The organism is Bacillus sp. FJAT-27916 (genome assembly GCF_001183965.1).
Taxonomy (GTDB): Bacteria; Bacillota; Bacilli; order Bacillales; family Pradoshiaceae; genus Pradoshia.
Genome location: NZ_LFZV01000001.1, coordinates 950,897 through 974,095, shown reverse-complemented (window position 1 = coordinate 974,095; position 23,199 = coordinate 950,897). Strand labels below are relative to the sequence as shown.

Sequence of the window (23,199 nt, the reverse complement as noted above, 5' to 3'; positions counted from 1 at the left end):
CCAATTTTATCGTATTTATAGACTTGTGTCTATTTAGGGAGATTTCTTCCTCACGCTCCTCTTTTCCCTATTCCTCAGTATTTTTAACATGAATCGCTGCTTTATTTCACTCATGAATCATAAGGACTGTAGCATATAGAGAACATAAGAAAAGGAGCCTGCCCATTCAACGAGCAAGCCCCTTCCTTTTAGCCGCTCTCTCTTTCAGACGGCCGTTCCACACTTCCCACGATTTGGTCAATAACCTGGGTCCGGTCAAGCGCCTCTTGGAAAACCTCTTTCAGCTGGCTGACCGGTTTAATCTTAATGCCATCAAGCTCATCCAGAATGGATTGAACATTCTCCTCTGGGATAATGACCATTTCAGCTCCAGCAAGCATCGCTGCATTCGCCTTCGTAAAGACGCCTCCAACCGGCTTCACTTTCCCATGAATGCTGATTTCTCCTGTCATAGCCACTTTATTTTTCACAGGAATCCGATAGATGGCCGAATAAATGCCCACAGCCATAGCAACCCCTGCTGATGGTCCGTCAATCGGAATACCTCCAGGGAAATTTACATGAATATCATATTGGTCAGCCGGTATTCCCATCGTCCGCAAAACGGTTACGACATTTTCAATTGACCCTTTCGCCATGCTCTTGCGTCGTATTGATTTACCCGGGCTGTTTAAACTTTCCTCTTCCACGATTCCCGTGATGGTTACCGTCCCTTTATCACGCGCATCAATAACGGTTACTTCAATCTCTAACAAAGCACCTGTATTCGGACCAGTTACCGCCAGACCATTGACAACTCCTATGGATGATTCCGCCCCAATACTCGGACTGAAGCGAGGTGTCATCTGGCTTGATTGGATAATCCATTCGATATCTTCATCCTTAATGAAATTACGTTCATCCGTAATAGCAAGGCCGGCTGCACTCTGAACCATATTCACAGCCTCACGCCCATTGGATGCATATTGGCCAATCAGTCGAAGCCCCTTCTCGCCTAAGGTCAGCTCCACCCGCTTCGCCGCATTGGCAGCAACCTGCATCAGTTCATCCTGATTCAATTCACGGAAGAAGATTTCCATACATCTCGAGCGGATAGCCGGCGGAATTTCCGATGGTGTTCTTGTTGTGGCTCCAACGAGACGGAAATCAGACGGCAGGCCATTCGTGAAGATTTCATGAATATGCTTAGGAATATTCGGGTTTTCCTCACTATAATAAGCACTCTCAAAAAAGACTTTCCGATCCTCGAGCACCTTTAATAATTTATTCATTTGGATATTATGAAGCTCCCCAATTTCATCAATGAAGAGAATGCCTCCATGCGCATTTGACACAGCCCCCTGCTTCGGCTGCGGAATTCCAGCCTGCCCCATAGCCCCTGCTCCCTGATAGATAGGATCATGAACAGAGCCAATTAACGGATCGGCTATCCCGCGTTCATCAAATCTTGCTGTTGTAGCATCTAATTCAATGAAAGGAGCCGTTTGACGAAAAGGAGATTTTGCATTTCTCTTCCCTTCCTCTAAAACAAGTCTCGCAGCAGCCGTTTTACCGATTCCAGGAGGCCCATAAATGAGCACATGCTGCGGATTTGGCCCGCATAAAGCTGCCTTCAACGCCTTAATGCCATCCTTCTGTCCGATAATATCTTGAAAACTAGCCGGCCGTACCTTCTCAGACAATGGCTCCGTCAGCTTAATCCCCTTCATTCTATGTAATTGATCCATTTCCTTCTTTGCTTCCCGATCAATGGTTACCTTTTGAACCCGCTGCCCTCTCAACAGATTCAAGAAATATAATCCAATGACAACTCCAAAAAATAATTGGATGATGATCACTATGGCTGTCCAACTCATTTATGCACCCTCCTGAAGATTCATCGTAAAGATACAAGCTAGTATCTCCTTAACAGAAGGGGAATAAACCTCCAAACATCCCATATAAGGACAGGGATGAAGGTTTATTTACTACTCCATAGGCTTGATTATTTTGACATGTTGATTTTTGTTTCAGGCAGCAAAAACAAAGGAGTGTCACGGAGCCTCCTCCTAGTCCTATGTATCTCTATGGGCTGTCTTTTCCGCTAATCCCGCAAAAGTTAATCGCCTTCAACGTTAACTGGCGGCATTCTATCCTATCAACAGTCCTTAACAGAACTATTTCATAAAAAAATGCCGGTTCCAAATGGAACCAGCATTTTCATATCATGTTCTGCGTTAAGCAGAAGTTTTCTTCTCAACCGTTTCAGTTGTCCCATCAGAAAGGATAATCTTCGGTGATTTTCCTTCAGAAATAGACTCTGCAGTGATTACGCATTTCGCAATATCATCACGTGAAGGCAATTCGAACATCACTTCAAGCATGATGCCTTCAATGATGGAACGGAGACCACGAGCACCTGTCTTACGCTCGATTGCTTTCTTCGCAATCTCGAGCAAGGCATCATCCTCAAATTCCAATTCTACATCATCAAGAGACATCATCTTCTGATATTGCTTCACAAGAGCATTCTTCGGCTTTGTAAGGATTTGAATCAAGGCATCCTCATCAAGCTGTTCAAGTGTCGCAATGACAGGCAGACGGCCGATGAATTCTGGAATTAAACCAAAACGAAGCATGTCCTCCGGTAAAACTTTAGATAGAAGATCCTTATCTTGGATATCTTCTTTCTCCACTCCAGAACCGAAGCCAATGACCTTTTGGCCAAGACGTCGTTTAATAATCGGTTCGATACCATCAAATGCTCCACCACAAATAAAGAGGATATTTGTTGTATCGATTTGGATGAATTCCTGATGCGGATGCTTTCTTCCACCTTGTGGCGGCACACTTGCAACCGTACCTTCAAGAATCTTCAGCAAGGCTTGCTGAACCCCTTCACCTGATACATCACGAGTGATGGAAGGGTTCTCAGATTTACGCGCGATTTTGTCAATTTCATCGATATAGATAATGCCTTTTTCGGCTTTCTCCACATCATAATCTGCCGCTTGGATTAGCTTGAGAAGGATGTTCTCAACATCTTCCCCTACATAACCAGCTTCTGTTAAGGATGTTGCATCCGCAATAGCGAACGGAACATTCAGCAATCTAGCCAACGTTTGTGCAAGCAAGGTTTTCCCGCTTCCTGTTGGTCCAATTAGACAGATATTAGACTTGGATAATTCAACGTCTTCAATCTTGCTGTTGGAATTGACACGTTTATAGTGATTGTATACAGCCACGGCCAAGGATTTCTTTGCGCTTCTTTGACCGATGACATATTCGTCAAGTATATCGAGGATCTCCATTGGTTTTGGAATATCCTTAAATTCTACTTCTTCGTCAGTACCTAATTCTTCTTCCACGATTTCTGTACATAGTTCAATACATTCATCGCATATATAAACACCTGGACCCGCTACGAGTTTTCGGACTTGTTCCTGAGTCTTGCCACAGAAAGAACACTTAAGCTGCCCTTTCTCATCATTAAATTTAAACATAGTTTCACCCCTTGGTATTATGGACTCTATCATGAAATCTGCATTTCTAAATCAGATTAACAAATGAAGGGTATGTAAGGATTGTAACACACATTACTCCATTTGAGGTAAAGAAAAGACTGACGACGTATACGTAATCACGTGATCATTATGTATATGTACATAATATCCATTCTGCACGACTTTCAATCCTCTATTTTGAAAATGGAAAACATATGTATTTTGATTATTTAGAATTAATCTACACTTTATTCGAGAAAAAAGCAATTATGTATAGCCAAAAACAATTCGATACAGAAAGTCGATTTTTAGCGAGTTTTGCAAAATATGTTATGTATAAAACAAGGTACGATAAGTTAAATCGCACCTTGTTTTTATGGTTTTATATAAATTAAGCTTCTACTGTTTTGCTGCTTTCAACCAATACGTCAATTGCTTTTCTTACAAGCAAGTCGCCTTTAACACTTTCAGTGCCGCCAAGCGCTTGGATGATTTGTTCAGCAGATAAGCCGTATTGCTCAGACATTGTTTGAACCTCAGCGTTGATTTCTTCTTCGCTGACTTCAACGTTCTCAGCTTTGCCGATAGCTTCAAGAGTAAGGTTAATGCGTACGCGTTTTTCAGCTTCCTCTTTCATTTGCTCTTTAAGAGCTGCTTCGTCTTGACCAGAGAATTGGAAGTACATGTCAAGAGTCATACCTTGCATTTGAAGACGTTGACCAAACTCTTGTACCATGCGGTCAGTTTCTGTATCGATCATGGCAGCTGGAATATCCATTTCAGCATTTTCTGCTGCTTTTTCGATTACAGTATCTTTAACATGGTGTTCAGCATCGTGGTTTTTCTTGTCCACTAAGCGATTTTTGATTTTTTCTTTAAGAGCGTCAAGTGTTTCCACTTCTTCATCTACATCTTTTGCAAACTCATCATCAAGTGCAGGAAGCTCTTTTGTTTTGATTTCGTGAATTTTCACTTTGAATACAGCTGGTTTACCTGCTAATTCAGCAGCGTGGTATTCTTCAGGGAAAGTTACTTCTACTTCTTTTTCTCCGCCTGTTTCAAGTCCGACCAATTGGTCTTCGAAACCAGGAATGAAAGAATTAGAGCCAAGCTCTAATGTGTAGTTGTCAGCTTTTCCGCCTTCGAACGCTTCGCCGTCAACGAATCCTTCGAAATCAAGAACAACTGTGTCGCCTTTTTCAGCGGCACCTTCTTCTTTAATAACAAGTTCAGCATTACGCTCTTGCAATTGTTTGATTTCTTCGTTTACATCTTCATCAGTCACTTCAGTGTCAACTTTAGTTACTTCAAGACCTTTGTATTCGCCAAGCTTAACTTCAGGCTTCACTGTAACAGTTGCTTTGAAGATAAGAGTTTCGCCTTTTTCCATACGCTCGATATCGATTTCAGGGCGGTCTACCGGCTCGATAGCTGTTTCGTTAATCGCTTCAGCGTAAGCTTCTGGCAAGATGAAATCAAGGGCATCTTGATAAAGGGATTCTACACCGAATCTCTTTTCGAACATAGAACGTGGCATTTTTCCTTTACGGAAACCTGGAACTTGTACTTGTTTCACAACTTTTTTGAAAGCAGAGTCTAATCCTTCGTTCACTTTTTCTACAGGAACTTCAACGGTTAAGACGCCGCGGTTACCTTCTAGCTTTTCCCATTTTGCAGACATGGTTTTCCCTCCAACTATATATATTTCCTAATAAATCGTCTTTTTTTAACACTGGCATGTATGAGAACCAGATATATAGATCCTTAGGCCGCACAGGCCTTTGCCTGTACACATGCATATTGCAACCATTATATTATAACATAGGATTTCCACGTTTCAACACTTCGGACTTCAAATAACAGGGAAAGTAATGCCCTCTAATTTCCTTATTTCTTCTAAAATCCCGGAAATTTCTTCATCAGGCTCATCCCATACAAGCCCGTACGCTTCTTTGACAAGTCTTTCATATGCTTCACCCCAAATCGACAAATGGTCGATATTTAGCGGATATAGAAGAATGTTATGTCGTTTGACCATTTCCATTGCCTGTTCATACATAATAGGGTCATTATGTTCAAGCTTTTCACTCAATTCCTTTTGAAGCATCTTCAAGAATTCCGTTTCTTCCACTTTTGGAAGATCCTCTATGTTCACTGTCCATCTTTGCCCAAATTTATCTAATTCAACCGTCTTATTTACTTCCTGCTCACGCAGAAGAGAAAGGGCCAATGTCTTCAGGAAAGGATGCTTTTCTTCTATTAAGTATTGGCACAGGACATCAGTCCACGGCCGTATGTTTTGGTTGGATAAAGAGGATAATATGTATAATTGTTCTTCAATCGTACCATTCTCAAGGATTCGCAGAACCTCTGTCTCATCAATCGGCAGTCCCTCTGTCTGGGATGGCTGAGAAGGGTCTGTCTGCTGCCCGACAATCCTCTTGCTCATTGCAAGCAGGTTCTCAAGTGATTCCACCCGCTCTGGCGGTATCTGCTGCTCATCAAACAAGGCTTCAATCACGTGAATGATTTCTCCATGCTCATTTAATTGAAGCAAAATCATCAAGTAAATATTAATCACATGGAAATAATCGCCGATGCCCTGCTCCATCATTCGCTTAACGATTACCTTCGCCTCTTGATACCGCCCCAGCTCTACCAATGATAATGCCAGCCCGATATTGATATCCTCATGATCCGGTTCAATTTGATTCCCTTGGTCAAAATACCGGTATGCTTCTTTATAATTTTTTTCCTCCATTGCCTCCATGCCCTTTTTCATCAAAAGCTCGCCCAGATGCGGAAAGGGAATAACCTTATGTTCATTTTTCTTCATATTGTCCCGCCTCGGATTAATAAATTATTGAAGTAAGTGTAGCACGCCTTTCTGTGAAAAACAAAACATTGTGGGAAAGGGGAGTTGTGGAAGAAGCTGACTGACAAGTCTCCGGCCCGCCAAGAGCAGTGTCTTGATCTCCTATGCTCTTCAGCCAGGATGCTGGCTGTCTCTCCTATAAACCTTTCTCCATACTCAAAGGACCTTAGTACCTTCTTGTCGTCCATACCCCTCTCTTTTTGTCCATAAACCAATGCGCTTTTATGGTATTAGTAAACTGCTGCAATCAACAGGAAATGGAACGTCTGGTATCCATTCATTCGCTATATAGAAATAGACAAAATAAAAAGGCGGAGCAAACGCCGCCTATTCCTTCCTGATATGCACTCCACTTATCCCCGAACAAACACACGCTCTTCATACTCTTTAATCGAATCCTCATATTGCATGGTTAAGGAAATCTCATCCCAGCCATTTGTGAGCATATTCTTCCAATAGGGATGTATATCAAATGAAATCGCAAATCCTTCCCCTGCATTGAGCTCCTGCTTCGGCAAATCAACAGTGATATCCGCCTTTTGACTGCGTATATGCTCCTTCAACGCTGCCAATGTATCTTTTTCAAGCGTAATCGGCAGAATGCCGTTTTGCAGGCAGTTCTGATGGAAGATATCTGCAAATGAGGAAGCAATGATCACTTTGAAGCCATAATCACCAAGCGCCCATGGAGCATGTTCCCTTGAGGAACCGCAGCCAAAATTCTCACCGGCCACCAATATGGTTGCTCCTCGGTTCTCCTCCTGATTCAGTTCAAACTCCGAGCGTTCAACATTCTCTGCTTCATAGCGCCAGTCATAGAATAAGAAACGGCCAAAGCCAGTACGCTCAATCCTCTTCAAGAATTGCTTCGGGATGATTTGGTCTGTATCCACATGGTCTCGATCCATAACAACCGGCTTCCCTGTATAAACCGTCAAACGTTCCATATTAATTCACACTCCCTTCACTGATGATGCTTTCAAGCTCTCTCACATCTACGAACCGTCCATAAAGCGCAGCAGCAGCAGCCATTTTTGGACTGACAAGATGGGTCCTGGCACCAGAGCCCTGTCTGCCTTCAAAATTCCGGTTCGAGGTGGAGGCACAATGCTCACCAGGCGGGACAACATCCGGGTTCATGCTCAGACACATACTGCAGCCAGCCTCTCTCCACTCAAAGCCCGCCTCTTTAAAGATTGTGTCAATGCCTTCCTCCTCTGCCTTCCTTTTCACCCTTTGAGAGCCGGGAACAACTAGTGCGCGAACACCTTCTGCTACCCGCTTCCCTCTCAGTATTTCAGCTGCTTCCCTTAAATCCTCCATACGCGAATTCGTACAGGATCCAATGAAGACATGCTGTACCGGAATCTCCTTTATTCCCTGTCCCTCTTGAAGGCCCATATATTCAAGCGCACGCCTCAAGGAACGTGCGGCAGACTCGTCAAGGTCGGAAGCAACAGGTACACGGCCATCAACCGGACTGCACATCCCTGGGTTGGTTCCCCAGCTAACCATTGGAGAAATGTCCTCACCGTTTATTTCAATGACCTTGTCATATGCCGCGTCTTCATCACTGATGAGCTTTTCCCACTCCTTACTGTAACGCTCGAACTCATCCGGCTTTGGCGCATATTTGCGTCCCTTCATATAAGAAAAGGTTGTTTCATCCGGACTGACCAATCCAGCGCGTGCGCCTCCTTCAATCGTCATATTACAGATTGTCATGCGCTCTTCCATGGACATTTGCCGGACAACCTCTCCTGCATATTCCAAAATATGTCCAGCACCGAAATGAACACCGTTTTGTGAAATAATATAGAGGATAACATCCTTAGCGGTTACTCCCGGCTTTAATTTCCCGTTTATTTCAATCTTCATCGTTTTCGGCTTATTTTGCCAAATAGTCTGTGTTGCCAAAACATGCTCTACCTCACTTGTGCCGATTCCGAAAGCCAAGGCTCCAAAGGCACCGTGCGTAGAAGTATGGCTGTCCCCGCAGACAATTGTCTTACCCGGCCAAGTCAAACCAAGATCTGGCCCGATAACATGGACAATCCCCTGGTCTTCACTATCAAGGCCGGCCAGCGGCACCCCAAATTCACTGCAATTGCGCTCAAGGGCGCTCATTTGTTTTTTTGCAATATCATCAGTAATGACGAAACGATTAATGGTCGGAACATTATGATCCATCGTCGCAAAGGTCAAATCCGGACGACGAACCTTTCTTCCTTTCAGTCTTAATCCTTCAAACGCCTGAGGAGAGGTCACTTCATGCACGAGATGCAGATCGATGTATAATAAATCCGGCTTGCCCTCCTCTTTGCGAACAATATGCTTCTCCCAGATCTTATCAATAATCGATTTACCCATCTATAATCCCTCCTCATTGAAATTTCATTTATTCGTTCTTATGCATAAGCATCCATAATGTGAAAAATGGCATCCTTCTGCAGGATATCTTCTTTAATCGCTTCTACCATCTTGGACGTAGAATATGGCTTGCCGGTACCTGATAGATCGGCGGTCCGCTTACCTGAATCCAGAATATTCTTGACCGCCTGCTCCACCGCCCTTGCTTCCTCCTCCCATCCAAAGGAATGACGCAGCATGGAGGCACTGGAGAGAATCATCGCAATCGGGTTCGCTTTATCCTGACCGGCTATATCAGGCGCCGAACCATGGATTGGTTCGTATAAATGAAGTCCGCTTTCAGAAAGGCTGGCTGAAGGCAGCATACCAAGCGACCCAGTAAGTACACTTGCTTCATCACTCAAAATATCGCCAAACATATTTTCCGTTACAATCGTGTCAAATTGTCTCGGATTCTTAATGAGCTGCATGGCCGCATTATCGACAAGCATATGCTCTAAGGTTACATGAGGATAATCCTTAGCTACTTCTTCCGCAACCTCCCGCCACATACGGCTCGATTCAAGAACATTCGCTTTATCAACTGATGTAACCTTAAGGCTTCGGGAGGAGGCAAGCTCAAAGGCAAGCTTCATGATTCGTTTCACTTCACTTCGTTCGTAATAAAGGGTATCAACAGCCGCTTCCATCCCATCGCGGTATGTCCTCTCACTCGGCTTTCCGAAATAAAGGCCTCCTGTCAATTCTCTTACAATCAGAAAATCTGTCTCTTCGATGATTTCCTTCTTTAACGGGGAAGATTCTATTAAACTGGCATAATAGTTGATTGGACGCATATTCGCATACAGATTCAATTCCTTGCGAATCTTCAGCAGGCCCTGCTCTGGCCTTTGCATCGGCGGATTCTGATCCCACTTCGGTCCTCCGACTGCTCCGAGCATAATGGCATCGCTTTGCCTGCAAAGGGCCAGCGTATCATTTGGAAGCGGAGTGCCTGCATAATCAATAGCCGCTCCCCCAATCATTCCATATTGAAAGGTGAATTCATGCCCGAAGCGTTCCCCGATAGCCCTGAGGATTTCGACCGCTCCCTTTGCTACTTCCGGCCCGATGCCGTCGCCTGGTAATACAGCAATGTTCTTTTTCATTTCGAAATCCTCCTTCTAAGATTTAGTTCATCAAAGCAATGGATGTTCTTTCCTCTGTCATGATGGCTCGGTTTATCGCATTTAGGTAGGCTTTGGCAGATGCCTCTAAAACGTCCTGGGCCAATCCCCGCCCGCTTGTTTCCACTCCTTCATACATCACCTTAACAAATACCTGGGCCAGCGCATCCCTTCCTGCACCAACGGATTGGATTCGGTAATCCTTTAACGTAACAGGCTTATTGATGCAGCGTTCAAGCGTGTTATACAAGGCTTCGATACTTCCCGCACCAGTTCCCGCTTCCTGAATCTTTTCATTAACCATTCCTGACAATGTCACCGTTGCCGTCGGAATCTGATTGGTTCCATATTGGACTTGGATGGAGACCAAATCATAATAGCCGCCCTCCTTCGTCACCTTCTCTTCAAGAACCAAGGCAACAATATCCTCATCCGTCATCTCTTTCTTGCTATCTGCAAGATTCTTAAATACCTTGAATAATTGGTTCATTTCCTCATCTGATACTGTAAATCCAAGCTCTTGGATTTTCGTGCGGAAGGCATGACGACCGGAATGCTTGCCAAGGACCATGGCATTAGAGCTTAATCCAACTGTCTCCGGCTCAATGATCTCGTAGGTGGTTTTTTCCTTCAACACGCCGTCTTGGTGGATACCAGATTCATGAGCGAAGGCATTCTTTCCGACTACCGCCTTGTTTGGCGGGATAACCATGCCAGTCAATTTACTCACAAGTTCACTCGTCCTTTTTATTTCACCTAACACCATCCTTGATTCTGCTTGGTAGAAATCCTTCCTTGTATAAAGACCAAGGGCTACCTCTTCTAATGCCGTATTGCCGGCACGCTCGCCAATTCCGTTGATTGTTCCTTCAATTTGTGTTACACCGGCAAGAATGGCAGCCATAGAATTAGCAGTTGCAAGACCTAGATCATCATGACAATGTGCTGACAGCTTCACACCCCCAATGGATGGAACATGATTCTGTAAGTATTTAAACACCTCTGTGTATTCACGCGGCGTGATATAGCCGACCGTATCTGGAATATTAATAATTTCCGCTCCTGCCTTAATTGCTTCCTCTACAATTCTAGCGAGAAAGGGAAGCTCTGTCCGGCAAGCATCCTCTGCTGACCACTGAACAACCGGGAAGAACTGTTTTGCATATTTAATAGAAGCAACCGCCGCCTCAACGACCTCATCCTCTGTCATCTTCAATTTATAATGGCGGTGAATCGGCGATGTTGCCAAGAACACATGAATACGTGGATTCGCTGTATTTTTTAATGCCTGCCAAGCCGCATCAATATCCGATTGTGCTGAGCGGGCCAGTGCGGTTACGGTTGAATTCTTCACCATCTCCGCGATTTGCTTAACGGATTCAAAATCCCCTTGAGAAGCCGCCGGGAAGCCGGCTTCAATAATATCGACACCCAGCTTCTCTAATTGTCTCGCAATCTCGATTTTTTCCGTACTCGTCAAGGTTACGCCGGCGGACTGCTCGCCATCCCTTAATGTGGTATCAAATATCTCAATTTTTCGCACTAGTCACCACTTCCTTTTGCTTCTTTTGCTGCTCATTGATAAACGGCATCATTTGACGCAGCTCCCTGCCCACTTGTTCAATCGGATGCTCATTCTCCTGTGCCTGCGTTGCATTAAAGACCGGTCTGTTCACCTGATTTTCAACCAGCCAGCCTTTGGCAAATGTTCCGTTTTGGATTTCCTTTAATACCTGTTTCATTTCTTCCTTTACTTGAAGACCGACAACACGCGGACCGGATACGAAATCTCCCCATTGAGCCGTATCAGAAATGGAGTAGCGCATGCCCGCCATTCCGCCTTCATACATCAGGTCAACGATTAATTTCAGTTCATGCAAGCATTCAAAGTAAGCAAGCTCTGGCTGGTACCCTGCCTCAGTTAATGTTTCAAAACCTGCCTTTACAAGAGAGGTTAATCCTCCGCATAATACAGCCTGTTCCCCAAATAGATCTGTTTCCGTTTCTTCCTTAAAGGATGTCTCAAGCGCTCCTGCTCGTAATGCACCAATTCCCTTTGCATAGGCAAGCGCAACTTCACTCGCCTCACCTGAAACATCCTGATGAATCGCGAACAATGCCGGCACACCTGCTCCCTGCTCATAGGTTCTTCTGACTAAGTGTCCAGGTCCTTTAGGTGCAACCAGCGATACATCAACATAGGAAGGAGGGACAATTTGGTGATAATGTACGTTAAATCCGTGGGCGAACATCAACGTATGCCCTTCATGCAATACCGGTTCAATCTCAGCTTTGTACACCTTCGTTTGATGCTCATCCGGCAGGAGAATCATAATGACATCCGCTTCCTCACTCGCTTCTCTGACAGATTTCACATCAAACCCATCCTCTGCTGCTTGATCCCATGATTTCCCTTGTCTTAACCCGATGACGACATCCATTCCGCTGTCCCTAAGGTTCTGCGCATGAGCATGCCCTTGTGAGCCATATCCGACGATAGCGATTTTCTTGCCTTTTAATACCGCTTCATTTGCTTCATTTTGATAATACATTTTTGCCATAAGTAATCTCTCCCTTTCATTATTAGACGATAGAATAATTGCGATTTCCTAATCCTGCAGGCTGGGTACCGCGTGTAAAGGCGGTTGTGCCTGTTCTAGCGATCTCTTTAATGCCATAAGGCTTAATCAGCTCCAAGAAAGCTTCTATCTTATTCGTCTCCCCTGTAATTTGAATAACGAGACTGTCCTTGCCGATATCAATGATGGACGCCCGGAACGGCTCAATCAGTGAGTAAATTTCACTTCTTGTTGCCGGCAGCACCGCTACCTTAACTAATGCGAGCTCCCGTGCGACCACAGATTGATCGGTAATATCCTGCACTTTAATGACGTCTATCTGCTTATTCAGCTGCTTCGTAATTTGTTCAGCAATCTGGACGCTTTCGACATTGACAACACATGTGATTCTCGACCTGTTTTCCACCTCAGAATGTCCGACCGTGATGCTCTCAATATTGTAATTCCGCTTTGAGAACAGGTTCGTGATTCGGTTTAATACACCAGGCCTGTTCATAACGGTCAGCGTGATGATTCGTCTCATCTCTTCTTCACTCCCACCATCTCATTGATTCCCTTGCCTGGAGCAATCATCGGGTAAACATTCTCTCCCGGCTCAACATACACATTGATAAGAACCGGTTTATGCTGAGGGAATTCTTCTGCGAAGGCCTGCTTCACTTCTTCCTCTGTCCTTGCGTCAATCCCTTTAATCCCATAGGCTTCGGCTAGCTTGCTGAAGGATGGCTGTGAGGCAAAAACACTTTGTGAGTACCTGGATTCATAGAAGATTTCCTGCCATTGCCGAACCATTCCAAGCGAGCCGTTATTCAAAATAATGATTTTAATCGGGAGATTCTGCTCTGCAATGACACCAAGCTCCTGAATCGACATCTGGACACCGCCGTCTCCATTGACGGAGATAACCAGATCATCCGGTTCGGCCATTTGAGCACCGATAGCTGCCGGTAATCCAAAGCCCATCGTACCGAGCCCTCCTGAGGTCACCCATGCATTCGGCCGCTTGAACGGATAATATTGTGCTGCCCACATTTGATGCTGACCGACATCTGTTGTCACAATGGCATCCCCGCGGCTATGCTCATAAATCAGCTCCATTACCCGTTGCGGCTTCAAGCCTTTCTCCTCTTCATTCTCATAATGATAAGGAGCCTCATCAAGCCAGGATCTAATCTGCTTTCTCCAAGGCTCACTTTCAGAACGCTTGCCATTTTGCTTAATAAGCTGAATTAGAGCTTGCTTGGCATCCCCTACGACTGGAATGGCAGTTGGGACATTTTTGCCAATCTCTGCCGGGTCTATATCGATATGTGCTACCGTTGCATATGGAGCAAATCGCGATAGATTACCTGTCAGCCGATCATCAAAACGGGCTCCGATATTGATGAGAAGGTCACATTCATACATCGCCATATTTGCCGCATAAATGCCATGCATGCCGCCCATTCCAATATAGAGCGGATGCTCGGGCGGGAAGGTACCAAGACCAAGCAATGTATTGACGACTGGAATTTGCTGCTGCTCCGCAAATTCGACTAATTGCTTAGAAGCCTTTGCATGCAAGACACCCGCACCCGCTAAGATAAGCGGTTTCTTGCTTGAGCTGACAGACTCGACAAGACGTCTAATTTGCAAATAATTCGGTTCTGTTGTCGGCTGATAACCCGGAAGCGAGATGCTCTCCGGCTCGGTCTCCTCTGCCTCAAGTGTCGCTATATCTTTCGGTATATCAATCAAGACGGGGCCGGGTCTGCCCGATGAAGCAATATAAAATGCCTCCTTCACAATTCGAGGAATATCTTTCGTATCCCGGATTTGATAATTATGTTTCGTTACCGGAGTGGTAATCCCTACAATATCTGCCTCCTGGAAAGCATCTGTTCCAATCACGCCCGTACCTACCTGACCGGTGAAAATAACAAGAGGTAAAGAATCCATCATCGCATCTGTAATGCCTGTAACCAGATTCGTTGCACCAGGACCTGAAGTCGCTATCACGACTCCCGGCTTGCCGCTTATCCTTGCATATCCTTCCGCTGCATGTATGGCCCCTTGCTCATGACGGGATAACACATGTTTCAATCCCGCATGATAGAGAGAATCGTAAATGGGTAAAACGGCTCCTCCCGGATAACCAAACAATACTTCCACTTCCTGCCTCTTCAATGCATTGATCAACATCTCGGCTCCGCTGATTCTCGCGTTAGACTGCACTTCCTTTTCAGCAAGAGCTGCTTTTTCCATCATGGAATCTCCCTCCCGATTTGTGATAGGCTTACCCGCCAGACTTGATATATTGGAGAATAAAAAAAGCCTCCTCATCCCTGACGTTTCTTGAATGAAACGCAAGGGATGAAAAGGCTTATCTCCTCTCCATGGTACCACCCTCATTCATGGCCCGAAAAAGATGCCATGCACTCGACTGTTTTGATAACGGGTTTTGGTTATAAAACCCGGCCTGTATTACTCAACTGTTCACACAGGCACTCCAAGGTGAGTTCATAAATGGAAACAGCACCGGCTCTCAGCACCCCGGCTCTCTGTATCTGTTCACCCCATCTACTACTTATCCTCTTCATTGTTTTAACACATATATACTTAATTGGAATAGGTCTCTCGCCTTTCCAAATTCAAGGAACATTGTTGTTGAAACTTATGATACGACCTTCCAGATAAAAGGTCAACCGATTTTTCATAATTATTTGATAATTTAGTTTATTCAGAATTTGTTGTAACCGTTTACATCATTGGGGTGAAAGCGTTTGTTTTCATTGTAATTTTTTTATCTGTGGATGGATAGGGCAGGCAGCGAGATGGCGGCATGATTCCTTTTGCTTTTCCTAGGCATTGGCGGGGAGACGGAATAGACATGGGTCAGGTATGGGGATTGACACGCTCCCCACACTTCTCACAGGCTTCGACCGGGATAGATGGGATAGGCATGGGACAAAGATAGGCTTTGTCACGCCCGAAAAAAGACGCACACCCCCTTCACAGGAGCATGCGTCTCAGGATGTTTGCACATTCTTAAACTGACTCTCATACATATGCCGGTATTGGCCATTTTGGGCGATCAGCTCTTGGTGGCTGCCTTGTTCTTTGATCTGGCCGTCATCAATGACCATGATTGTGTCGGCTTCACGGATGGTGGATAGCCGGTGGGCAATCATGAAGCTTGTTCTGCCCTCCATAACTTTGCGCATGGCATTTTGAATGGCGAGCTCGGTTCGCGTATCGACACTGCTCGTGGCTTCATCGAGAATGAGAATGGCTGGGTCAGAGAGAATGGCTCTCGCAATGGCGAGCAGCTGCCTTTGTCCCTGGCTCAGATTCCCGCCGCTTTCTGAGAGCATGGTTTCATATCCATCAGGCAGCCGTGTAATGAAATAATGGGCATTGGCCATTTTGGCTGCCTCCACGACTTCATCATCTGTCGCGTCAAGACGGCCGTATTTAATATTATCCTTGATGGTTCCTGTGAACAAATACGTATCCTGCAGAACGATGCCGAATGTATTGCGCAGACTCTCCCTGGTGAAATCGCGTATGTCGGTTCCATCAATCGTGATTCGGCCTGATTCGACATCATAGAAGCGTGTCAGCAAATTGATGATGGTCGTTTTACCGGCACCGGTCGGACCGACGAGCGCGATATGACTTCCGGTCTTTGCTGCGAAGCTGATGTCATTAAGGATTGGCGATTCTTTTTTGTAGCCGAAGCTTACATGTTCAAAGCGAACCTCTCCTTTTGCCTGTGTGAGCGAAATGGCTTTTGGTTTATCGACCACCTCTTCCGGTTCATCAATAACCTGGAATACACGCTCTGCCCCCGCAACAGCTGACTGGAAGATATTAAAGATATTCGCCAAGTCATTTAACGGGCGCGTAAATTGTCTGGAGTAACTGATAAAGGCGGCAATGACGCCTACCGTAATGGAGCCATTAACAGCCAGTATTCCGCCGACAATGGCCACAGAAGTCAATCCAAGGTTATTAATAACATTCATGATTGGCATTAGGAAGCCGGACCAGATTTGTGCCTTCCGTCCTGATTCATACAGCTTGCCATTGATTTCGTCAAAGGTTGAGATGACCTCGTCCTCATGGTTGAAGGCTTTTACGATCAAACTGCCGGAAATCGATTCTTCAATATGCCCATTCAGCCTTCCCAAATGCTTTTGCTGTTCTCTGAAAAGCACCCTCGTTCTCTTGGCGATTGTTTTCGTCAGCAAGTACATAAGCGGGATAGTCACACAGGCGGCAAGCGTCAATATCGGACTGAGTACGAGCATCATGACAAAGGAGCCCGTAATCGTGATGACCCCGCTCATAAGCTGTGTCGTGGATTGAGAAATACTTGTGCTCACATTGTCGATATCATTCGTTACACGGCTCATCATGTCGCCATGTGTATGTGTGTCATAATAGGAAATCGGCAATTTATTCAGTTTACGGAATAACGATTGTCTCAAAGAACGAACGACTCGCTGGGAGATTCCCGCCATCATCCAGCCTTGCAAGAGCGAAGCGATTCCATCTGTCACATACACGGCTGCAAGGATGATGACAAGCCAGTGCAAGAGAGACAGGTCAACTTGACCCCATTCTAGGGTGTCAACAGTCTTTCCAATCCAATAGGGGACAAATAAGCTGATGACTGCACTGATGATCACAAATAAAAGGACAATCCACAGACTACGTTTCTCGCTTCCGAAGTACCCCCATATTCTTTTTAATGTGCCGCTAAAGTCCTTGGGCTTCTCAACGGCGGCGAATCTAGCTCCGCCATGCCCTCTCGGCGGGCCTGTCGGGAGCGTCCCTGTTTTCTGGTTAGTTGATTCAGCCACTAGTCTCCATCTCCGTTCCTAATTGGGATAGAATAATTTCCTTATAGACAGAATTGTTCTTAGCTAATTCCTCATGCGTTCCCGCTCCGGCCACATGTCCATTCTCCATAACGATAATATGGTCCGCATCCATGATAGAGGTAATTCGCTGGGCAATCAAAAAGACGATTCGCCTTTCTCTATTCTCACTCAAGGCCTCCTTTAGCCGTTGTTCGGTTACGGCATCAAGTGCGCTTGTTGAATCATCCAGAACGAGGATTGGCGCCTCCTTCAACAAAGCACGCGCAATGGAAACCCGTTGTTTCTGTCCGCCTGATAGATTCACTCCGCCCTGACCGAGCTGTGTATCATACCCTTCCGGCAGCCGAGAGATAAAGGCATCTGCCTGGGCAATATTGGCCGCATGCCGAATGTCCTCCATAGAAGCATCCGCTTTCCCCCAAAGGATATTTTCCTTGATAGTGCCGGTAAACAGCATCGATTTCTGCGGAACATAAGCAATTTGATTCCTCAATTGCTTAAGGTCCATCGTCTGGATATTCTCTCCGTTTATGTAAATCGCGCCATGGGATGGTTCATACAGCCTGAGGAGTAGATTCACAAGACTGCTCTTCCCCGCCCCGGTTGAACCGATAATCCCGATGGTTTCGCTAGGCTTCAAGGATAAGGAAACATCCTTCAGGACATACTCCTTCGTGCCATGATAGGAGAAATGAACCTGCTCAAATACAACGCCCTCCTGCGGGATGCTTGTTTTGAGCCCCTTAATCTCTGCCGGGTTGTCTGTCCCTAGCACTTCACTAATCCTGCCGGCTGACACCCTTGCCCGGACAAACATATTGAAGATCATTGTGATCATCATTAAACTGATGAGGATTTGGGTCATATAATTCACATAGGCAACAACCTCGCCCACCTGCATTTGACCGTCATTGATGTTCCACCCTCCCGCAAGCAGGACGAGCACAATCCCAAAGTTCACTGTAAGAGATATACCAGGACTGAAAATAGACATGACTCGCATCGCTTTTGTGGATGTGCCGAATAATTGTTCATTCTTCTCATCAAATCTCGATTGCTCGAACCGCCCGCGATTAAACGCACGAATAACCCGAATACCAGAAAGATATTCCCGTACAACACCATTCAGTTTATCGGTTGCCTTCTGAACGCGCATGAAAAAAGGCAAGCTGATTCTGACGTTCAACAGGATGATGAGTGCAACAATCGGAATGACAATTAACAGCACCCAGGAAATGGAGGCATTGAGCCGCACTGCCATGAAGATGCTTCCTATACAGACAAGCGGAGCTTTTACCATAATCCGCATTAATCCATTCACGAACATTTGCATTTGATTGACATCATTCGTCAGTCTTGTCACAAGAGAGGAAGCCTCGAATTGATTCATTTCCTCAAGCCTAAAGGATTGGACCTTCCTGTATAAGTCAGAACGAAGCTCTGCTCCAAGCCTTTGTGACAGATTGCTGGAGATGATATTCCGGATAATAGCTCCGAGTGCACCAATACCTGTCACAAGCAGCATGAGCCCGCCCATATTCAAGACATATTGAAGATTACCATCGGCAACTCCATTATCAATGATGGATGCCAGTATCGTTGGAAGAAGCAAATCACAAATTGCCTCTATCATTAAAAAAATGATGGCTATAGAAAATAAAAAGCCGTATTTCTTGATATACTTCTTAAAATGTCTCATTCATTCACCCTTTTCCTGCAATAGACACGTATGCATATCCTTATTTTGCTAAAATTCCAGTCATCATACAAGCAAAAAAGCCCGGAAGGATTTTCACTAATCACGAGACAAAAAAAGACAGAACCGCGAGAATATCAACAGTTCTGCCCTTCATATGAATTATTCACCTGATTTTTTCAAATAAAGATAAACAGGGTAGCCAATCGCTGTAATCGCTAATCCGATCATTGAGTAGAGCGTATCACTAATGATTGTGCAAACTAATATATAGATACCGCCAATAATACCGACAAGCGGCACAAAAGGATAAAGCGGTACACGGTATGTCGGCACTAAATCCGGGCGCTTCTTGCGCATCACGAATACGCCGTAAATCGCGAGTACAAAGAAAATCCAAATAGCAAATAAAGCAAGGGTTGATAACGTATCAAAGGACCCCGAGAATATATAGACAATGGCAATGGCTACTTGGAAGATGAATACATTGATTGGTGTGCTTGTGCGTTTCTCAACACGGCTAATGACATGGTGGAACGGGAATATCTTGTTCTCTGCCATGGCAAACGGTACACGCACACTCGTCATCAAATAGCCATTTAACGTTCCGAAGATGGAAATGAGAATACCGATAGAGATAAGCATAGAACCGCCGCTGCCAAATAATATTTGAGCGGCATCAGAAGCCACATTCTCTGCCCCCACTATTTGCCCTGGAGTTAGTACAGATAAGAAGGCTACATTGATCAAGACATAAGCCGCAATAATAATCGTCATCCCTAACACGATAGAACGCGGCAAATCACGCTTAGGGTCCTTCATCTCACCCGCCATATTACCCACGCTAATCCATCCTTCATAGGCAAAAAGCGTCCCAAGCATGGCTACGCCAAACGTTGCGAAGGAAAATCCATGCACTGGTTCTCCGGAGAAAACAGGTGTCGCTTCATTAAAACCATGGATAATCCCAAAGATGATGATAAACACGATAGGAATCATTTTAGCAATCGTTGCAATAAATTGTATCCGGCTTCCGAGCTTCGTAGAAATAATATTTAATAGAGCAACAAAGAGCAAGATACCAATGGCAAACGCTTTTTGCTGACCACCTGACATCGGTATGAAATACGTGGCCTGAGTCGCAAAGACAATGGCAAGTGCCGCAACAATAGCCGGGCCGTAGATTAAAGCCTGCACCCAGCCGAATAAAAAGGCAACCTTCTCTCCATATAATTCTTTTAAATAAGCAAAAACACCGCCAGTTTGAGGGATGGCTGATCCAATTTCCGCTAATGTCAAAGCTGCAGCCATCGTCAGCAGCCCGCCAAGCAGCCATGCCAATACAGCTGCTATGGCTGAACCAGCGCTATCCATTACAGGTGTCGCTTTAAAAAATATCCCAGATCCAATAACCACTCCAACTACAATGGTAAGGGCTTCTTTCATGCCAATTTCTTTCTTTAACACTGCTCCTGCTGCATACATCTTTTTATCTTGTTGTTTTTGCATGATACCTCTTTTCCCTCTCAAAATTATTTATAAATAATAAAAATCTTAATTGATTTCTACGAGATATTCAATATATACATTAAAAAGAATAGAATGGTAAATATTTTTTACCACATAAAATTATCGCATAAAAATACTATTTTGTGTATGATATACATCCCTTTCTTGGTTAATAAATACGCAAAAAAGCCGCCTCCCAACTAAAATCAGAGACAGCCTGTAAATGACTTATGCGCTCGATGCTAGATTCCTTTACCGATGATAAATATTCATTACCCAAAAACCAATATCCTCAAATCCCAGCTTCTTATAAATCGTCCCAGCCTCAGGATTATCATAGAATAAGCAAAGCTCCTTACCCTCGCCAAGTAATTCCTTACAAAGCTTCATCATGCAGGCGCTGGCCAATCCCTGTTTCTTGTAAGCCGGATCGGTCGCAACCCCAACCACCATGGCAGAGCTGGAATTCTCGGCGGTTGTTGAGGCTGTTGAAACCATTTTTCCGTCCATTTCTATGTAGAAGGTGCGGGATGCTCCGCCTTCCATGCTTTCCTTTTTACTTTCCTCCGTGATGATTGAATCGCTGAATTCAGGAATAGCCTTCAGCAGGTGCACAAGGCGGTGCGCATCATTCGGAACAGCCAATTTCACCTCAGCTTTAGCTGGAGTAATATGGGCAGCCTCGCTCAAAGCGGTACATTTGGCATAATAAAATTGTCTTTTCTTCTTCAGCTTATTAGACAGGTAAGGCTCTATTCTTGCTATGCAGCGCTCCAAGCCTGACAGGAAGCTAAAATCCCCATCAGCTAATATGATTTCCGCAAAACCCTTCCCATCAAATTCTTCCGTTTTGGCATAAGGGATATAATTCTCCCGATATTTCAATAGGACGGCAATCAATTCATTCTTCTCATTGAACTCTCCCCATACCCGCTGAAATTCCTGCTCATAGCCATATGCCTCAATATCTCCAATGATGAAGACATTTTCAGCCGCTTCCCCTTTCAAAAAATGAAAGCATTCTTCATGATCGTTTGAGTCTAATCGTCTAATCATCCGCTACTCCCCCCATTCTCTCGATCCTAAAAATAGACAGGATTATTTTTCCATCTATTATATAGCAAATAGATAAGCGACGGTACCTTATTAAAAGGATTCCGTCGCTTATCATTTATTCGCTCGTAATCTCCTTCAAAATTTCATAGGAGCGTTTTTGTTTATCCGGATCAAAAATATAGGAAACTGCCATGATTTCATCGACATGATGGGCAGCCTGGAATTCAGCCAGCTGCTTTCGAACGGTTTCCTTGGATCCAATCAAGGAAACGCTTGTCATCGATTGTGCCATTTGTTTTTCACCTGGACTCCATAATCCATCCATCGATTCGACAGGCGGGCTTAATGGGTTTTTCGTCCCTCGGACGACATTCAGGAAGAACTGCTGCAATGTGGTCGATTCAAACAAAGCCTCTTCATCTGTTTCAGCCGCAATGACATTCAGGCATACCATCATATATGGCTTGTCTAAATACATGGATGGCTGGAATCTCTCTCTATAGATCTCGATTGCCTCTTCCATATAGCGCGGGGCGAAATGGGCGGCAAAGACATATGGAAGGCCTAGCTTAGCTGCAAGCACCGCTGATTCTGTTGAGGAGCCAAGAATAAAGACTGGTACGTCTGCATCAACACCCGGATAGGCTCTGACAGCCCCTTGTTCATCCTCAGGTCCGAAATACGTTAAGATTTCCTCCACATCCGCCGGGAATGTATAGACCGAGTTATGATTAGAGCGGCGAAGGGCACTGGCGGTAAGCATATCTGTCCCTGGCGCTCTCCCTAACCCCAAATTCAAACGATTCGGGTAAATGGTCTCCATCGTGCCAAATTGCTCGGCTACTACGAGCGGGGAATGGTTGGGAAGCATAATTCCTCCTGACCCCACTTGAATTTCCTTCGTGTGTTCAAGTATATGTTTTACCAAGATTGCGGTTGCTGAACTGACCAATGTCGGCGCATTATGATGCTCAGCCACCCAATAGCGTGTATATCCCATTTGTTCAACAGCCTGCGCTAAATCGACCAAGGAAGCAATGGCTTCCTTCGCTCCCTCTCCTTTGCGGATTGGCGCAAGATTCAGCACGGAGACTGGTACGTGCACATTTGACATGTAGGCATAACCTCCTGCTAGTTATTTCCATACCATCGTATCAATAAGCCATCAGTATGAAAAATGTAATGCTTATGAATATTTGTTTTTTCCTGCTGTAACCGTTATACTGTTCGGACAAAGGTTATAAAGGAGAATAAAAACATGAGCAAAATTGAAATTGGAGAGATCCTCGTACTCGAAGGCGAAAATGGCCAAGATGAAGAAATAGAAATTCTCGGCACACTGGATGTGGACGGCGCAGAATATGCAGTGGCTGGTCTTGTGGAGGAGATCAAGCGTGACACGAATGAGGACATGGAGATCTTTTTCTTCCGCGTTGATGAGGAAGGCGAGCTGCATGAGATTGAGTCAGACGCTGAGTTCCAGCAGGTCGCACGAGTTTTAGAGCATAATATGAAACATAACCATTAAGAACAAAGAACGCTTCTAATGATTTTACAAATGACATTAGGAGCTTTTTTTATCCATATAAAAAACACGG

17 protein-coding genes and 1 other annotated feature are annotated in these 23,199 nt (G+C 44.9%); of the genes, 1 reads left to right on the top strand and 16 read right to left on the bottom strand.

What is annotated here, in order from left to right; translation table 11 throughout:
* Positions 1-188: 188 nt before the first annotated feature.
* The 16 genes from lonB to AC622_RS04535 form a co-directional block, all read right to left on the bottom strand.
* Positions 189-1,856, bottom strand: coding sequence for an ATP-dependent protease LonB (gene lonB / locus AC622_RS04610; RefSeq protein WP_049669983.1), 1,668 nt, complete (start codon positions 1,854-1,856; stop codon positions 189-191).
* Between the two features lie 360 nt (positions 1,857-2,216).
* Positions 2,217-3,482, bottom strand: coding sequence for an ATP-dependent protease ATP-binding subunit ClpX (gene clpX, locus AC622_RS04605; RefSeq protein ID WP_049669982.1), 1,266 nt, complete (start codon positions 3,480-3,482; stop codon positions 2,217-2,219).
* Between the two features lie 391 nt (positions 3,483-3,873).
* Positions 3,874-5,163: a trigger factor gene (tig, locus tag AC622_RS04600; protein WP_049669981.1), complete on the bottom strand. Its 1,290-nt coding sequence runs from the start codon at positions 5,161-5,163 to the stop codon at positions 3,874-3,876.
* 171 nt (positions 5,164-5,334) lie between these two features.
* Positions 5,335-6,318 (bottom strand): tetratricopeptide repeat protein, encoded by a 984-nt coding sequence (locus AC622_RS04595; protein WP_049669980.1) that lies wholly within the window; start codon positions 6,316-6,318, stop codon positions 5,335-5,337.
* A 392-nt stretch (positions 6,319-6,710) separates the two neighbouring features.
* Entirely contained in the window at positions 6,711-7,304 is a 594-nt protein-coding gene (gene leuD, locus AC622_RS04590; protein WP_049669979.1) for a 3-isopropylmalate dehydratase small subunit, read from the bottom strand.
* Between the two features lies 1 nt (position 7,305).
* Entirely contained in the window at positions 7,306-8,727 is a 1,422-nt protein-coding gene (gene leuC / locus AC622_RS04585; RefSeq protein ID WP_049669978.1) for a 3-isopropylmalate dehydratase large subunit, read from the bottom strand.
* A gap of 38 nt (positions 8,728-8,765) precedes the next feature.
* On the bottom strand, positions 8,766-9,875 hold the full coding sequence (leuB, locus tag AC622_RS04580) for a 3-isopropylmalate dehydrogenase (protein ID WP_049669977.1): 1,110 nt from the start codon (positions 9,873-9,875) through the stop codon (positions 8,766-8,768).
* A 22-nt stretch (positions 9,876-9,897) separates the two neighbouring features.
* Positions 9,898-11,436, bottom strand: coding sequence for a 2-isopropylmalate synthase (locus AC622_RS04575; protein WP_049669976.1), 1,539 nt, complete (start codon positions 11,434-11,436; stop codon positions 9,898-9,900).
* Positions 11,423-12,454, bottom strand: coding sequence for a ketol-acid reductoisomerase (gene ilvC / locus AC622_RS04570; protein ID WP_049669975.1), 1,032 nt, complete (start codon positions 12,452-12,454; stop codon positions 11,423-11,425). Before ilvC ends, AC622_RS04575 begins: the two co-directional genes overlap by 14 nt.
* A gap of 22 nt (positions 12,455-12,476) precedes the next feature.
* Entirely contained in the window at positions 12,477-12,995 is a 519-nt protein-coding gene (ilvN, locus tag AC622_RS04565) for an acetolactate synthase small subunit (protein ID WP_049669974.1), read from the bottom strand.
* Positions 12,992-14,719 (bottom strand): acetolactate synthase large subunit, encoded by a 1,728-nt coding sequence (gene ilvB, locus AC622_RS04560; RefSeq protein ID WP_049669973.1) that lies wholly within the window; start codon positions 14,717-14,719, stop codon positions 12,992-12,994. The genes ilvN and ilvB overlap by 4 nt, the downstream gene beginning before the upstream one ends.
* A 98-nt stretch (positions 14,720-14,817) precedes the next feature.
* Positions 14,818-15,060, bottom strand: a binding site (T-box leader).
* A gap of 420 nt (positions 15,061-15,480) precedes the next feature.
* Positions 15,481-17,319, bottom strand: a complete 1,839-nt coding sequence (locus tag AC622_RS04555; protein WP_049669972.1) for an ABC transporter ATP-binding protein — start codon at positions 17,317-17,319, stop codon at positions 15,481-15,483.
* The gene (locus tag AC622_RS04550; protein WP_049669971.1) at positions 17,312-19,039 is read right to left on the bottom strand and encodes an ABC transporter ATP-binding protein; all 1,728 of its coding nucleotides are present in this window, start codon (positions 19,037-19,039) and stop codon (positions 17,312-17,314) included. Before AC622_RS04550 ends, AC622_RS04555 begins: the two co-directional genes overlap by 8 nt.
* Positions 19,040-19,198: 159 nt before the next feature.
* Positions 19,199-20,545, bottom strand: a complete 1,347-nt coding sequence (locus AC622_RS04545) for an APC family permease (protein WP_049669970.1) — start codon at positions 20,543-20,545, stop codon at positions 19,199-19,201.
* 252 nt (positions 20,546-20,797) lie between these two features.
* On the bottom strand, positions 20,798-21,601 hold the full coding sequence (locus tag AC622_RS04540) for a GNAT family N-acetyltransferase (protein ID WP_049669969.1): 804 nt from the start codon (positions 21,599-21,601) through the stop codon (positions 20,798-20,800).
* A 115-nt stretch (positions 21,602-21,716) separates the two neighbouring features.
* Positions 21,717-22,715 (bottom strand): LLM class flavin-dependent oxidoreductase, encoded by a 999-nt coding sequence (locus tag AC622_RS04535; protein WP_049669968.1) that lies wholly within the window; start codon positions 22,713-22,715, stop codon positions 21,717-21,719.
* Positions 22,716-22,859: 144 nt separating this feature from the next.
* On the opposite strand from AC622_RS04535, the gene AC622_RS04530 reads away from it, so the two are divergent.
* Positions 22,860-23,129 (top strand): DUF1292 domain-containing protein, encoded by a 270-nt coding sequence (locus AC622_RS04530; protein WP_049669967.1) that lies wholly within the window; start codon positions 22,860-22,862, stop codon positions 23,127-23,129.
* The last annotated feature ends 70 nt before the right edge of the window (positions 23,130-23,199 follow it).